We start from the raw sequence: 16,071 nt of genomic DNA, 5'->3' as shown, positions 1-16,071 counted from the left end.
TCCTCGAACTCGACCAAGTAGGAGATTTTAATGGATTCCCCCGACGGCCCGGTCACCTTCGTGATCCCCGGCGATTTGCACCTGACGGGACCCGGGCTCGAGAACCATCGCGTGGCGGAATGGGTCGTCGACGAGGTGAATGATCTGGTCCGACCGGACTTCGTCCAGTTCATCGGCGACAACGTCCAGAATGCGAAGGACGCCGAGTTCCTGCTCTTCAACCGCCTCCGGACATCCCTGGGCGTCCACCACGAGGTTCTCGTCGGCGATCACGACGTCGATCGCGATCGTGGTCTGTCCACATTCCGCGAATTCGTCGGCGAGCCGACCGGGGGCTTCGTGGTCCGAGGATTCCGGTTCCTTCGCCTCGACACCCAGGAGTTTCGTCCGCTCGGGATCTCCCCGACGCAGGTCGCCTGGTTTCGCGAGCAAGTGGATCGAGCCGCGGCGGTCGGCGAACGGATCATCGTGTTTCAACACAACTATCCGTTTCAGATCTGGGAGAACTTTGACGGTCCCGGTCTGGCGGAATGGCGAGAGGTCGTCCAGACTCGCCGGGTCTCGGCGATCTTTTGCGGGCACACGCACTACTTGCAAGTCGCGAACGACGGACGCAACGTCACGATCGCGACGCGCTCCATCGGCGATCCGGAAGGAGGCCCTCCGGGATACCTGGTCGTCTGGGCCTGGGGTGAGGATCTGGCGGCGACCTTTCGCTCGGTCGAGGATCGCGGGCCTCTGGTCCTGGTGACCCATCCTCGCGAGGGGATCATGGCGACCGGCCCTCGCCACATCGTGAGCGGCCCGGATCGGTTGGAGGTCAAGGTCTGGTCTCGGGTGGAGATCGCCTCGGTGTCCGCCCGTCTCGACGACGGAGACTGGCAAGACCTCCACCGGGGTGAGCACGGACTTTGGACCGGACTGTTGCCGGGCGACCGTCTCGAGAAGGGGAGGCATTCCATCGAGGCCCACGCCGTCGACGCCAACGGTGCCGAGGGAGAGCACCGGATCGATTTCGTCGTCGATCCCACCGGCCGATACACGGCCGTCCCGGCCGCCCACCCACGCGTGGACCGAACCTCCTACTGCTGACGAACGGAGAAATGACGGAGATGAAGCCGGACGCTGCTCGCGCGAACACCCGAAGTTTGGCCGCGCTCGACGCCATGAATATGTTCATGGCCGACGTTCGCGACGGGTTGGGGCCTTACCTGGCGATCGTCCTGGGGTCGAGGCACTGGGATCCCGGGCGGATCGGGATCGTGCTCGGGACGATGACGTTCGCGACCGTCATCGCCCAGACGCCCGCCGGGGCGCTCCTCGACCGGATCCGATCGAAGCGGGGGATCGTAGTCCTCGCCGCCCTCGCGGTCGCGCTCGGGGCCATCGCGATGGCGGTTTGGCCGACGTTTACAGTCATCCTCGCCTCGCAAGCGACGATCGGGGTGGCGGCCGCGATCTTTCCTCCGGCCGTCGCCGCGATCAGCCTGGGCCTGGTCGGGCACCAACAATTCGCGAGGCGGATGGGGCGGAATGAGGCGTTCAACCACTCGGGGAACGTCCTCGCCGCGCTGCTCGCGGGCCTGATCGGCGACTACATCTCGTTCGACGGGATCTTCTACCTCGTCGCGGGCATGGCGGTTGCCACGATGATCTCGACCTTGCTGATTCGAGGCCGCGACATCGACTATGCTCTCGCGCGAGGGGCCCTCCCCGACGACGAGGTCCAGGCACCGGTCGCCGATATCGGGGCCGTGTTCAGCGACCGTCGGATCGCAATCTTCGTCCTCGCCGTCACGCTCTTCCACTTCGCGAACGCGGCGATGCTCCCGCTCGTCGGCCAGAAGCTCACGCACGGCAAGACCAGCGGAGTTTCTTTCGATATGTCGAAGTGCATCATCGCGGCCCAACTCGTGATGATCCCCGTTTCGATCCTCTCGAGCCGGTACGCTCAGAGTTGGGGACGGAAGCCCGTCATGCTGATCGGGTTCGCCGTCCTGCCGATCCGAGGGCTCCTGTACACGCTCGGCACGAACCCGTCGTACCTCGTCGCCGTGCAGTTGCTCGACGGGATCGGCGCAGGGATCGAGGGGGTCGTCGGAACCCTCATCATCGCCGACCTGACGCGCGGGACCGGGCGATTCAACCTGGTGCTGGGCGCCAAGGCGACCGCGGTCGGCCTCGGGGCGTCGTCGAGCAACCTGATGACCGGCTTCCTCGTCGGCGCCGCGGGCTTCGACGTCGGCTTCGTCACGCTCGCCGCGATCGCTGGTGTGGCCTTGCTCTTCTTCGGCTTCGCGATGCCCGAGACCCTGCCTGAGACCAACGGAGGGGGCAAGTTCTCGGAAGGTCCGCCCAAGGGACCCAGTTCTCAGGCCGCGTGGTGAGCGGATGCTCCGTCATGCCTTGATCTGGGATGTGACGTGGCTGCTTTTGTCGACATCTTACGCGAACAACCGCTCGGACTTCCCCCCGGTAGGCGGGGCACTCCTGCCCCGCTCTCGCTGCCGAAGCCGCGGCGAAGGCCGAGGGGCAGGAGTGCCCCGCCTATCGGGGGGAAATATTTGTATTTAATGTTGTTGTTTGTATTTGATGCTATTGTGTTTTGTTGTTGGTATTTGTTTGTCCTCGGGCCGATCAAGACAGGCTATCGACCGGGATGTGGCCGACATCTTCGAAGACGTGCGTGGGACGATACGGGAAGCCTTCGATCGTCTCGGGGGTGCTGACGCCCGAGAGGACGAGGATCGTCCGCATCCCGGCCTCGGTTCCGGCGAGGATGTCGGTGTCCATGCGGTCGCCGACCATGAACGACTCGGACGAGTGCGCCCCGAGCTTCCGGAGTGCGGTGCGCATCATCAGGGGGTTGGGCTTGCCGATGAAGTAAGGCTTTCGCCCGGTCGCGAGCTCGATCGGGGCGACGAGGGCCCCGCAGGCGGGCTGGATCCCCTGCTCCGAGGGGCCGGTCAGATCGAGATTGGTGGCGACGAACCGGGCCCCGCCGAGGATCAGGCGGATGGCCCGCTCGATCTTCTCGAAGTCGTAGCTCCGGGTGTCGCCGACGACGACGTAGTCGGGGTTGTGCTCGGTCAGGGTGAATCCGACGCTATAAAGCGCGTGGGTCAACCCCGCCCCTCCGATCACGTACGCCGTGCCGCCGGGCTTCTGGAGGCGGAGGAAGTCCGCCGTCGCGAGCGCCGAGGTGTGGAACGCGGATTCCTCGACTCCGATCCCCATCTGGTCGAGCTTGTGGCGGAGGTCGCGCGGGGTCCACTGGCTGTTGTTCGTCAGGAATAGGAACGGATGCTTCCCGGCCTGGAGCCGGCCGAGGAAATCGAGGGCGCCGGGGATCAGCCGGTTGCCGTGATAGATCACGCCGTCCATGTCCACGATGTAACTCGACGGCATGACTCGGAAGGCCTCCGCAAAGGACGATTGAGGGGATTGGGCTGACGTCGAGCGGCCCAGTCGAGGAACTCGACCCGGCTCGGCCGATTCTAACATCGTCCGGGGATAGCATCGACCCGGCATTCTGCGTCGCGGATCCGCTTGTCCCGGGACCTTATGTCAAGAATCGACCGTTCAAGCGGTCTTGGCATCGGGAACCCTCCCGTGTCATGATGACCAACCTCGACCGGAGGTCCGGCCGACAACTCCTCTCCGCGGACGATCGTGACGCCCGTATGTCCCTCGAGTTCCGAAGGGGCGGAGACGGGCGAACTGACGAGGATGAGTCGGCCTCGGTCGCGCCGAAGGACCTGACGCCACCGGACGACGCGGGTTTGGGAACCGACCACGAGTGCCCAGGGAACGTCTTAGGATGGCAACACGTTACGTCGCCCGAGTCCGAGCCGTGGCCCTGCTCCTGGGAGCCTTCGCCGTGACGACGATGCCCGACACCGCGAACGCCCGGGATGCCGACGCACGGGCCCGGCAGTTCATCGAGTCGCACGTGGCCAAGCTCCGGCCGCTCGAAAAAGAGTCGGCGCTGGCGTGGTGGAACGCCAACGTCACCGGCAAGGACGAAGACTTCCAGAAGAAGGAAGACTCCCAGAACCTCCTCGACGCCGCCCTGTCGGACTCCGCGCGATTCGCCGAGCTCAAGGCAATCAAGGCCGCGAAGGTCGCCGACCCCTTGCTGTCCCGTCAGGTCGACGTTCTCTACCTTCTGTACCTCGAGAAGCAGGTCGACCCGCAACTCCTTCGCAAGATCACGGCCAAGGCGAACGCGGTTGATAAGGCGTTCAACGCGTACCGGGCGCAGGTCGACGGCCAGGCGATGACCGACAGCGAGGTCCGCCGAGTCCTCAAAGAGTCAAAAGACTCGGCTCGCCGACGCGCGGTCTGGGAGGCGAGCAAGGGGGTCGGTCCGCTCCTCGAGGCCGACCTCAAGGCGCTGATCCTCCTCCGCAACGAGGCGGCGCACGCCTTGGGGTTCAAGGACTTCCACGCGATGATGCTCTCGCTCAACGAGCAGTCGCAGGACAAGGTCCTTGCCCTGTTCGACGAACTCGACGAGCTGACCCGCACGCCGTTCCTCGAAGCGAAGGCCGCCATCGACTCCGGGCTTGCTGACAGTTACGGGATCACGGTCGATGAGCTCCGACCCTGGCACTACCACGACCCGTTCTTCCAGGAGACCCCCGCCGTCTTCAAGACGGATCTCGACGTCGCCTACAAGAACGCCGACCTGCTCGAGCTCTCGCGACGGTTCTATGACGGGATCGGGCTGCCGATCGACGACGTCTTGAAGCGGAGCGACCTCTACGAGAAGGCCGGAAAGAGCCCGCACGCGTTTTGCACCGACATCGACCGCGAAGGGGACGTCCGCGTCCTCGCCAACATCGTGCCCAACGAGTACTGGATGGGCACGATGCTCCACGAGCTCGGGCATGCGGTTTACAGCAGCAAGAACATCCCCGCGAGCATCCCGTACGTCCTGCGTACCGAGGCCCACATCCTGACGACTGAAGGCGTGGCGATGCTCTTCGAGCGGTTCTCGAAGGATGCGGACTGGCTCCAGAACATGGGGGTCAAGCTTGCCGATCCCCGGGGGTTCGACGATGCCGGGACCCTCATGAGGCGCAACAAGCTGCTGATCTTCTCGAGGTGGTGCCAGGTCATGCTCCGGTTCGAGAAGGCGCTCTACGAGAACCCCGAACAGGACCTCAACGCCCTCTGGTGGAACCTCGTCGAAAAATACCAGGGGCTCAAGCGGCCGGAGGGGCGGAACGCCCCCGACTACGCGAGCAAGATCCACGTCGTCAGTGCCCCCGCCTATTATCATAACTACATGATGGGCGAGCTCTTCGCCGCGCAGGTCCACCACGCGATCTCCCGCGAGGTCCTCGGGGGCGTGGACCCGTCGGAGGCGAGCTACGTCGGGAAGAAAGCGGTCGGCCGGTTCATGAAGGAGCGGGTCTTCGAGATGGGCCGGCGGCTGAGCTGGGACGACCTGACCCGGCACGCGACGGGGGCATCGCTGAATCCGAAAGCGTTCGCGGAGGATTTCCGGGGGAAGTGAGCCCAAGGAGCGTGACCGAGGGGATTGGCTTGGCGACCGGACGTTCAGGGAAGGACCAGGTGGACCAGGATGAGATGAGCGGGACCGATCCGATTGCGGCGTGCGACAGGCTGGTGCGGATCCTGGAGCGGGCGCTCGCCCTCGACGTCAAGGATCGGCCCACGACCGACGACGCGATCCACGCCCCGCTCGCGGCCTACGCGCTGGCCCAGCTCCGGATGCGGGTGCGCCCCGCGCTTTCTCCGGGTTGGATCGCCTCGGACCCCGTTCATGTCGCCCTCCTCGGGGGGACGAATACCGGCAAGTCGACCGCGTTGAACGTGCTCCTGGGCCGGGATGCCGCGGGGATGGGCATTCGCGCACGCTTCAGCCAGCACCCGGAAGGCTACCGCGTCGCCTCGCTCGGAGATGCCTGGCTCGACGAGTCGGGCTCGAGATTCGCCGGATACCGCCGGTATCGCGACGAGCACCCTCCTCGGCAGTCCGACGACGAGTTGAGGCGTGACGGCTACCGCCCCGCGCTCGCCCTCCTCGACCCCGAACGACTCCCGTCCCCACCATTTTGCTCGCCGGTCTCGACGGAGGCGGTCGTCTGGGACGGTCCCGACTTCTCGACCGAGGAAGCCGGGACGTACATGGGGACCGTGATCGACCTCTTAGCCCTCGCCGACCTCGTCCTGATGATGGTCACCGACGAATCCTATGCCGACGACCGGGGCAACGGGCTCTTGCGGATGGTCAGCGACGCGGGGGTGGAACTTCGCGTGGTGGCGAACAAGCTGCCGGAGAGCCCCACGCTGCTCGACGACATCGCCCGGACGCTCGAGAAGGCGGGGAACAACCGGGCCTCGGCGCTCTTCCGCCTGCCTGAAGTCCGCGGGACCTCGCCGGCCGACCGGCTGGGTCGACTCCTCGGCACTTCCGAAGCCGGCACGTTCCGCGCGGCGGTCGGCCGCGAGGTCGTCCGGGGGAAGGAGCTGAAGCGGAAGGCCTTGCGGGGCTCGGTCGATTTCCTCGATCGCCACTTCGAAACGATCCTCCGCCCCCTCGCCGCCGAGGCTGGGGTGGCCGACGGCTGGGCGAAGACCGTCGAACGGCTCGCCGAAGAACGGATCCTCGTGCCGTATCGCACGGAGTATCTCGAGGGGGTCCGCTACGAGGAGTTCAACAAGACCCTGGAAAAGGTCGTCGACCTCCTCCAGGTCCCCGGAGTCGGGCCGGTGGTGGTCGTCGTCGGGCGAATCGTACGGGTCCCGATGCGTTGGCTGGGGAATTGGGTGGGTAAGGTGCTCGGCACGACCGCCGAACGTCCGAAGGAGGCCCCCGAAGACGAGGTGCTTCGCAAGGCGCTGGGGTCCTGGATCGGAGCCTTGAAGGCGGAGGCCCAGGCCCGAGCCGCCGCCTCTCCGAATTCCTCCTGGGCCGAGGTTGCCCGGGAGATCGAGACGCCCCGATTTCGCGAAGGGCTTTTCTCTCGGTTCGATCGCGACCTCGCCGTCTACCGCGTGGAAATCGAGCAGGAGATCCGGCTCCACGCCGAGCGGATCTTTGAAAAGCTCCGTGAGAGCCCGACGCGCCTCAACGCCCTGCGGGGGGCGAACTTGTTCGCCGGGGCGACCTCGGTGGTCCTGGCGTTGAAGACCGTCGGCCTGAGTTGGTCCGACGCGGTCGTCGGCCCGGTTGTGGCCGGCCTCTGGCACAACCTGCTGGAGTGGGGCCTCGGACGTTACCTCGAAGGCCAGCGGGTCGACCTGGTCGAGCGTCAATTCAGGGCCGTCCGAACGCTCGTCGCGACGGGCCTCGAGCAGCCGGTGCGCGAGCTCTTCCGCGGGGCTGTCAGCGGCCGGGACCTCGCCGGCTCGCGCGAGGATTTCGCCGTGGTCCGGGCCGAGGCGACCCGGGTGGCCGAAGGGGGCGTGGGATGACCGACGACCGGACGAAGCGCGAGATCGCCGCGGCCCTCGACCGCCTCTCGGCCAGGGTCAAGGAGCCCCGGGCCTTCACGCTCTCGGCGGATGACCAGGCACTCCTCGACGTCGCCCTCGAGCGCGTGCGGGGCCAGTGGCTCGGCCCTTCCGAGCCCGTCCTGACGGTCGCCCTCGCCGGGGGCACCGGTGCCGGCAAGAGCACGCTGATCAACGCCCTCGCCGGGAAGGTGATCGCCGAAGCGAGCGAGATCCGTCCGACCACCCGCCACATCCAGGTCTACCATCACCGTGAGGACTCGCTGGGGAGCCTCACCGAAGAGCTTGCGACCGAGGCGAGCTTCGTCGCTCACGATCGGCCCGAGCTCCGCCACAAGATGCTCGTCGACGCCCCCGACCTCGACAGCTTCGTCGTCCGCCACCGCGCGACGACCAAGGCCCTCCTCCAACGCGCGGGCCTGGTCTTCTACGTCTTCAGCCCCGAGCGTTACCTCGAGGAACGCACCTGGTCGGTCCTGCGTCAGGAGACCGAGTTCAGCGCCTGTGCGGCCGTCCTGAACAAGTCCGACCGGATCGGGTCGCCCGACGAGCTCGAACAGATCACGGAAGACCTCCGCGAGCACTTCAAGGGGGTCGGGCTCGGGGAAATCCGGATCTTCCGGGTCTGCGCCCGGGCGCACGTCCCCGAGCACGACGGGAGATTGCCGGGTTCCTCGGCCCTCGTCGACGACATGGAGGCCCTCCGCGCCTTCATCGAGCGAGAGCTCCAGGCGAGCGAGATCGCCCGGCTCCTCCGAGGCCAGCGCAGGACCGTCATCGCCCACCTCCGCGGCGAGGTCGACCGGGTCGCCCCGGAAGGGGCCCTCGGCCAGTTCCTCGCCCTGGCCCGAGACACAGGCTCTAGAGCCGAGGCCGCCGCGGACCGGTTGACCGAGGCCCTCTCCGACCAGCTCTCCGCGATCGAGTCGGAGCTCGCGCCGCTCCTCAAGCTCCGACGGCACGAACGCTTCTGGGGACCGTTCCGCATCTGGCTCGCCGCCGGCGACTTCCTCAGCTTCGGCCTGACGAACCTCATCCGGCGCACCGTCGGTCGCCCGACGAACGACCGCACCGGCCTGATCGAGCGGATCCTCTCCCGAGGGGGGATCTTGGCCGCGGACGACCTGCTCCATGTCGAGGCGCACGCGTTCCAGGATCGGCTCTACAGCCGAGGGTTGCCGATCGATCGTTGGCGGCAGATCAGCTCGCAGGTCGACGCCTCGGACCTCGTCAAGGAGATCGCGGCCGAGATCGAGGTCAACTTCGACCTCTCCAGCGCCCGGGTCGCCGACGAGGGTCAGGGCATCGTCAAGGTCGCCAGCACTCTCGGCAGCCTCGTCCCCTCGGGCCTCGTGATCATTGGGCTCGTCGTGATGACGCGCGACGTCTTCATCGGCAACTATTCAGGCTTGCCCATGCTCTGGCACCTGCTCGCGATGACCTTGCTCTTCTTCATCGCGCTCCAGGGGGTCGTCAACGTCCTCCTCCCCGGCGGGAGCCAGCGGATCGGCCCGGCGATCGGGGCGAGGGCCGTCCAGCACGTCGTCCGACAGAGGCTCGGCGGCTGGTTCGCGAGCTATCGGGCCGAGCTCCAGGCCGACCTGACCGACTTCCACGAACCGTTGAAGATCCTGGAAAACCTGGTCGCCGAGGACCGCGACCCTCTCGTTTTGGCGAATTCGGATGGGAGCCGTTGAGTCGGCGGCGGTCGGATGGTGTTGAGAAGCCGAGGCTCAGGACGAAGTCCTTCGGGAGCGTGCCCGGATCCTGATCCCGGCCGAGCCGCCCTTTGATGACCCTGGCGACCGACCGCCGGTGATCTTCACCGTCGAACGTCGCAGGGAACTTGCGGAAACCCTGTCTCGAGCTTCGGGGCCCCGAGAGGTGTGCTGACCATCATGTCGACCGCCGAGAACACCGTCGCCGCTCGGCTCGAGGCCGAGCGGAGAGGCTTGCTCGACCTCAGCCTTCGGAACCCGCTGCTGAACTACGTGCCCCGGGCGCGAAGCCTGGAGTTCGTCGGCGAGTCGCCCGCCCAGCTCTTCCGCATCCTGGTGAAAGAACGGAAACGGATGTCGTTCCGGTCGGTGAAGCCGACCGGGGGACAGCCCCCTGCCCCTGAGACTGCCCCGGCCCTGGAACCTGAGTCGGTCCCAAACATCGGGTCGGACTCGGCCCCGGAGATTGGAACTGAGGCGGCCTCGGTCCCGGCTCCCATCGAAGTCTCAGCCCCCGCGGGAGAGGCCCAGGAGACCCGCAAGACCTCGAGCCAGGGCGACCTCTCCCTCGACGTCGCACTCCCCGCCGATCAGCTTCAGGCTCGCCTCCTGGCGACCTACTACGCGGCCCGGACTTCCTTCGAGGAGCGAGGTGCGAACACCCTGTTCCTCGCCCTCGGGATGCTCGTCTGGTCGGAACCCGACAATCCGACCCGACGACTCCGGGCTCCCCTGCTGCTCGTCCCCGCGACGATCGAACGCTCGAATGCCCGCGACCGATTTCGTCTTCGCTATACCGACGATGAGGTCGACGCCAACCTGTCCTTGATCGCCAAGGCCCGCATCGATTTCGGGATCACGCTCCCGGATTGCCCCGAGACCGAGGAACTCGACCTCGACGCGTTCTTCACCGCCCTCGAAGTGGCGATCGAGGATCGGCCGGACTGGTCGGTGGATCGCGGTGCGGCCGTCCTCGGGTTCTTCGCGTTCGGCAAGTTCCTGATGTATCGCGACCTCGAGGACGCCACCTGGCCCGAGGAATCGAAGCCGAGCCGACACCCGATCCTCCGTGCCTTGCTCCAGGACGGTTTTCGAGAGCCCGCCCCGGCCGTCGATGAGGATGCGGACCTCGACCCGATCATGCCGCCGGCCGAGAGCCACCTGGTCGTCGACGCCGACTGCACCCAGACCCTCGCGATCCTCGACGTCGCCCAAGGGCGCAACCTCGTCGTCCAAGGGCCGCCCGGCACCGGCAAGTCGCAGACGATCGCGAACCTGATCGCCGAAGCCATCGGGCGGAACCAGTCGGTGCTCTTCGTCGCGGAGAAGATGGCCGCGCTCGAGGTGGTGAAGCAACGGCTCGATCGCGTCGGCCTCGGCGACGCCTGCCTCGAGCTGCATAGCCAGAAGACGCACAAGCGAGTCTTCCTCGACGAACTCCGGCGGACCCTGGAACTGGGCCGTCCCAAGCTCGGTCGCATCGAGGACGACTTCCGGATCCTCGCCGAGACTCGCGAACGGCTCAACGCCTACTGCCGGGCAATCAAGGCACCGATCGGCGAGAGCGACGTCAGCCCCTACCAGGCCTTCGGCGAACTGCTGAAGCTCCAGGAACACCGGCTGGAGGACGTCCCCCCGCTGACGCTCCCGGATCCATCAGGGTGGTCTCAGTACGACCTCAAACGGCGCGAGGCCCTGGTCGAGGAGCTCCAGTCACGGTTGGCTGTCGTGGGAGTCCCCCGCCAGCACCCGTTCTGGGGGACGCGCCGGTCGGTCTTGCTTCCGACCGAGATCGACCGCCTGCGCGATTCGGTCGCCGCGGCGCTCCGCTCGACGTCGGCGCTGCGGGCCTCGGCCGAAGGACTCGCGCGATTCCTCGGGCTCGAGGCCCCGGCCTCGAGGGCCACTGCCGACGCGCTCGCCAAGGCGGCGCGTCGGGTCGTCAAGGTCGCGCAGCAGCATGGGGTCGAGGTCTCGCGGAGCGAGTGGCTGGCTCGCCGAGGTGACGTCCAGGAGTTGCTCGAGGCCGGCACCGCGCTCGCCGAGGCCCATGAGAAACTCGACAAAGTCGTGGTCGCGGAGGCCTGGGACGCGGATCTCGCCGAGACCCGCCGCGACCTGAATGCCCACGGGCGGCAGTGGTGGAGGTTCGTGTCCCCGAGCTATCTTCGGGCTCGGCGACGGCTCGCGTCCCTCTGCCAGTCCGAGCTTCCGTCGAAGCTCGAAGACCGGCTCGGGCTCATCGACTCCATCGGCGCCGCGAAGGCGCAACGCGAGGTCGTCCGGCTCCGGCAGAACCTGGGAGCCGACCTCTTCTCCTCGCGCTGGAATGGTGAGCGGTCGAACTGGGCCTCCCTCGCGAGCCTCGCCAAGGGGATCACCCAGATCCACCTCGATATCCGGGCCAACCGGCTCCCCGCCGGGATCCTCGAGTTCCTGGCGAACGACCCGAAGGTCGACAAGGCCCTCCCCCTGGCCGACGCGGTGAAGTCAGCCCTCGATGAGCACCAGGCTGTGCTTCGTCGGGTCGTCGAGTTCCTCAATTTCGACGCCCCCACTAGGTTCGGCGGCGAAGGGACGCTCGAGGATCGCCCGTTTGCCGATCAAGAGATCCTCTTCCGACTCTGGGCCGAGAAGATCAGCGACCTTCCCCCTTTGATCTCGTTCAACCACCTTGCGGAGCGTTGCCGAGGAGATGCCCTCGACGGCGTCGTGGCCGCTGCCGAAGGGTGGCCGGGGGCCGCCCGGCACCTCGTCACCCTCTTCCGCCGCCACCGTCTCGAAGTCCTGCTCGCCCGGTCGTTCCGCGAGCGCGAGGCGCTCGCGGGGTTCGACGGGAGGGGGCATGAACATGTCATCCGATCGTTCCGCGATCTCGATCGGCTCTCGCTGCGGCACAACCAGGCCAGGCTCGCGTTCGAGCACTGGCAGCGACTTCCGCGGCACTCCGGCGGCGGCCAGCTTGCGACCCTGAAACGCGAGTTCGAGAAGAAGACCCGCCACCTCCCCGTCCGGCAGGTCCTGAACCGGGCGGGGAACGCGGTGAAGGCGATCAAGCCCGTCTTCCTCATGAGCCCGATGTCCGTGGCCGCGTATCTTGCACCCGGCCAACTCTCGTTCGACCTGGTCATCTTCGACGAGGCGAGCCAGGTGAGGCCCGTCGATGCGCTCGGGGCGATCGCGCGAGGCAAGCAGGTGGTCGTGGTCGGCGACAGCCGCCAGTTGCCGCCGACCGACTTCTTCGACCGGCTCAACTCGACCGAAGAAGACGAGGATGAGGTCCTGGCCGACGTCGAGAGCGTCCTCGGGCTATTCACCTCGCAAGGGGCCCCCCAACGTCTCTTGCGCTGGCACTATCGGAGCCGCCACGAGTCGCTGATCGCCGTCTCGAACCGCGAGTTCTACGACGACCGCCTCGTCGTCTTCCCGAGCCCCGACGCCGGGCGAAAAGGAGCTGGTCTGGTCGTCCGCCACCTCCCGGAGACGGCCTACGACCGCGGCAAGACTCGGACCAACGCCGCCGAGGCCGAGGCGGTCGCGGCCGCGGCCTTCGAGCACGCGAAGGCCCAACTCGGCCGACCGCCGGATCAACGCCTGAGCCTGGGGGTCGCCGCCTTCAGCATCGCCCAGGCCGAAGCGATCCGCGACCGGGTCGAACGACTCCGGCGCGACGACCCGTCCTGCGAAGAATTCTTCGCGCCTGGGGCTCCCGACCCGTTCTTCGTCAAGAACCTCGAAAACGTCCAGGGCGACGAGCGCGACGTCATCTACATCAGCATCGGCTACGGTCGCACGGCCGAGGGCGACCTCGCCATGAGCTTCGGCCCGCTCAACGGCGAGGGGGGTGAACGACGGTTGAACGTCCTCATCACGAGGGCCCGCGTCCGTTGCGAGGTGTTCACGAATCTGACCTCGAGCGAGATCGACCTCGGCAAGACCCAGTCGCGGGGCGTCCGTGCTTTGAAGGCGTTCCTCGCATACGCCGAACAGGGGACGTCGTCGAATCCCCTCGATTCGGAGGCCTTCTCGGATGCCGAGGCTCCATTCGAGCAGTTTGTGAAGGACACGCTCGTCACCTCGGGCTACTCCGTCCGCTCCCAACTCGGCTCGTCGGGATCGTCGGTCGACCTGGCGGTCATCGACCCGGCCCAACCCGATCGGTATCTCCTCGGCATCGAATGCGACGGGGCCAATTACCAGGAGGCACGATCCGCCCGCGATCGCGACCGACTCCGTCCCCAGGTCCTCGAATCGCTGGGCTGGACGCTCTGCCGGATCTGGAGCACCGACTGGGTCCGGAACCCTGACGGCGAACGCAAGCGGACGATCTCGGTGATCGAAGACGCGATCCGGAAAGCGACCACCTCCGCGGTACCGGCCCCTCCCTCCACATCTCCCGCCCTGACCGAAACCAAGAACGAAACAGGAAGTCTAGACGTTTCGCCGGAAGTCGATACGCTCCCGTTTTCGCGAGATGGGGGCGTAGGGGGCGAAAGCGATCGGGCGTCCGTCCTGGCTTACCGCCTTGCGGTCCTCGGTAACGATCTCGAGGGCGTCGACGTCGAGACGGTCACCTCGAAGCGCCTGGCGTCCTTGGTGGTCAAAGTCGTCAAGGTGGAAAGCCCGGTCCACATGCAGGAGGTTGTGAGGAGGGTTGCCGAGGCTTTGGGGGTAAAACGTCTGAGCCAGAAGTTCCAAACCACCTTGGAATCTGCCTGTGAGGATGCAGCGGGTCGCGGCTTGATCCGCCTTCAGGGCGAATATTGCTGGCTACCGGAGATGAGCAAACCCCCCGTGCGGGACCGCAGCGATCTGCCGGCGGCCTCGCGCAAGATCGAGCTGATTGCCCCCGAAGAGATCGAGCAGGCCGTCGAGAAAGTGGTTGGCGACTCCTTCGGGATCGAGTCGGGCGACATCCCTGCCCCTGCCAGCCGATTGCTCGGATTCCCGAGGACGTCCGATGAGATCCGCGAGCGCTTCGAACTCGCCGTCACGTCGATGATCGACTCCGGGCGACTGGCCCGACGCGGTGACCAGCTTGTGCTTGCCCCGCCGGTTCCCGTGGAAACCCCTGAGGAACTGCCCTCGTCGTCATCGGAATCGGACCATGCCGATCAGGGCCAGGATGATACTCACGCCGGGAGTCCGCCCATGCCTGACAAGCAGCCAACGGGTTGAATGATGTCGTCCGGGTCTTTCCGCAGAGCGATGTCGACCGCCGCCCGAAGCTCCAAATCTCTGGGTTGAGGCTGCGTCCTGGCCAGTCGCCTGTCTCTTCCGTTCGCTTGCCACGATTATCGGCTTGCGATACCCGACCCCAATTCGATGATCATGGTCCGTAGCCGATTGATCTCCCCGCTCGATGACCTCAAGCGGCCTGAGGCAGAGTCGTTTACGTCGCGACTGACTTTGGGCCCGGTTGGCCCAATCAAGCGTCCCAGAGCTCGGCCAGACCCTTTTCGCGTCTTCCTCAGAACTCAAGCGGCTATCATCGCTTCGTGGTTTTGGCGGACGTCCTCAGGAAGCTTGCGAATTCCTCATCGGTTACCAGTCCGTTTTCTGCAAAATGTCTTTGGATAGAGAAGATATGTTATTGCAAAACATGTTCGGATTATCGCATGGTTCGAAACGAAAAAACCATAGGATGGGGTTCGTGCGTAACTGCGAAATGAGAGGTTGTGGACGGCCCTTCGGCGAATCCGAGCGATTGCAGATGGCCACGTAGTGCTGCGTATTTCAGCTTTGCCATGTCGAGGACCGCCAGGGGGTCAATGGCCGCAAAAAACAAAGTCATCGAACGCATTGGCTTCGACAAGTTCGTTGTCGACTAAATATCGACGAACCGAAATCACATCCGACTCCCGTGCGATGGTGCGGCCGTCGCCGGCCGCCAGAACGATCAAGATATCGGATGCGTCGTGACGGTAGGTTCGCCAGCGATTCTCGAGGATGGTCCCGGTGAAGCCAAGCCTTTTAAGCATTGCGTCCAAATCATTATAGATAGGTCATGCGTTTTTTTATCATGATCGATAGATCCTTTCGCCTCTGCCAAGATCCGTTCGCGAAAACCCCGGAATCGGGCGATCGTCGTTCCGTCGAGTTGATTCTCGGAAGGGATGTGCAAAGTCATCGTATCCTGGCCACTGGCCGCGAAACGCGCCTTGTTCTCCATGAGGTTTGCGTACTGCTGCACGTGCAGCCAGAAAGCTCGATCGCTCGCCGTCGCCTCGTAGACGATCAGGACCACCGGCCACGGCTCGTGGTTCCAATGATCCAAGTTGATCCAAGTCCGCAAGATTTATGGAAAATGCGACCTTGCCCGTGCCGCTCAGGATCTTCAGACGTTCGGTCGCCTTCAACTGAAGAAGAATATGCCCATTCCCGATTTCGCCGACTTCATTATACGTGAACATTAACAGATCGATGCCGTGGTCTCTCCGGACGACTTCGCTGGAATGCCCGCCGAGCAAGATGAAGCGTTCAACGAAATTGACGCAGAGATCGGCGATGATATGCTCGCGAGTACGCCGTTTCATGAACCGATTTCTAGGCTCTCGGCTCACAGCCCCCCCCACGATCTTCGTCGAAGACTCGGACGAAGTTTATCCCAGACCGTCCATCCTCTGAAGGCCAGTTGCCCCTCCTCCTCCTTCACCGTATCACGAAGTTGTCACGGTCTCAGGCGATCGGAGCTAGGGTCGTCGTCGGATAATTAGGTGTAGGGGCGGTTTAGTCCGCTAATCAGCGGACCTACTCACCCGAAAGCTTGGCGACTCCGGAACCGCTCCTGCGAACGGATCGTGTCTCGGAGGATCGATTCCAACTCGGCAGGCGTCCAGACTCCAGCCTGCTCTCGCCTTGCCCT

At 65.4% G+C, this 16,071-nt stretch carries 9 protein-coding genes; 6 read left to right on the top strand and 3 right to left on the bottom strand.

The features are described 5' to 3' along the window. Nucleotides 1-30: 30 nt before the first annotated feature. Nucleotides 31-1,092, top strand: coding sequence for a metallophosphoesterase family protein (locus ACYOEI_RS02185; protein ID WP_462847622.1), 1,062 nt, complete (start codon nucleotides 31-33; stop codon nucleotides 1,090-1,092). A 20-nt stretch (nucleotides 1,093-1,112) separates the two neighbouring features. Beyond that, on the top strand, nucleotides 1,113-2,387 hold the full coding sequence (locus ACYOEI_RS02180; protein ID WP_462847621.1) for an MFS transporter: 1,275 nt from the start codon (nucleotides 1,113-1,115) through the stop codon (nucleotides 2,385-2,387). Nucleotides 2,388-2,637: 250 nt separating this feature from the next. Here the strand turns inward: ACYOEI_RS02180 and ACYOEI_RS02175 are convergent, their stop codons facing one another. Then, nucleotides 2,638-3,408, bottom strand: coding sequence for an HAD-IIA family hydrolase (locus tag ACYOEI_RS02175; protein ID WP_462847620.1), 771 nt, complete (start codon nucleotides 3,406-3,408; stop codon nucleotides 2,638-2,640). A 412-nt stretch (nucleotides 3,409-3,820) separates the two neighbouring features. Here ACYOEI_RS02175 and ACYOEI_RS02170 point away from each other — a divergent pair, with 412 nt between their 5' ends. The 4 genes from ACYOEI_RS02170 (at nucleotide 3,821) to ACYOEI_RS02155 (ending at nucleotide 14,384) form a co-directional block, all read left to right on the top strand. Further along, the gene (locus tag ACYOEI_RS02170; RefSeq protein WP_462847619.1) at nucleotides 3,821-5,524 is read left to right on the top strand and encodes a M2 family metallopeptidase; all 1,704 of its coding nucleotides are present in this window, start codon (nucleotides 3,821-3,823) and stop codon (nucleotides 5,522-5,524) included. 29 nt (nucleotides 5,525-5,553) lie between these two features. Beyond that, complete coding sequence (locus tag ACYOEI_RS02165) at nucleotides 5,554-7,449, top strand: hypothetical protein (protein WP_462847618.1); 1,896 nt, start codon at nucleotides 5,554-5,556, stop codon at nucleotides 7,447-7,449. Next, complete coding sequence (locus ACYOEI_RS02160; protein WP_462847617.1) at nucleotides 7,446-9,185, top strand: GTPase; 1,740 nt, start codon at nucleotides 7,446-7,448, stop codon at nucleotides 9,183-9,185. The genes ACYOEI_RS02165 and ACYOEI_RS02160 overlap by 4 nt, the downstream gene beginning before the upstream one ends. A 201-nt stretch (nucleotides 9,186-9,386) precedes the next feature. Next, entirely contained in the window at nucleotides 9,387-14,384 is a 4,998-nt protein-coding gene (locus ACYOEI_RS02155; RefSeq protein WP_462847616.1) for a DUF3320 domain-containing protein, read from the top strand. A gap of 590 nt (nucleotides 14,385-14,974) precedes the next feature. Here the strand turns inward: ACYOEI_RS02155 and ACYOEI_RS02150 are convergent. Together ACYOEI_RS02150 and ACYOEI_RS02145 are read right to left on the bottom strand one after the other, a co-directional pair. After that, nucleotides 14,975-15,187, bottom strand: a complete 213-nt coding sequence (locus ACYOEI_RS02150; protein ID WP_462847615.1) for a hypothetical protein — start codon at nucleotides 15,185-15,187, stop codon at nucleotides 14,975-14,977. Nucleotides 15,188-15,226: 39 nt separating this feature from the next. Beyond that, a complete protein-coding gene (locus ACYOEI_RS02145) occupies nucleotides 15,227-15,742 on the bottom strand; it encodes a DUF4365 domain-containing protein (RefSeq protein ID WP_462847614.1) in 516 nt (171 codons plus the stop codon). Nucleotides 15,743-16,071: the final 329 nt, after the last annotated feature.

This window comes from Singulisphaera rosea, from assembly GCF_054877945.1.
The sequence above is the reverse complement of the archived record's forward strand: the minus strand, read 5'-3'. Positions and strand labels throughout refer to the sequence as shown.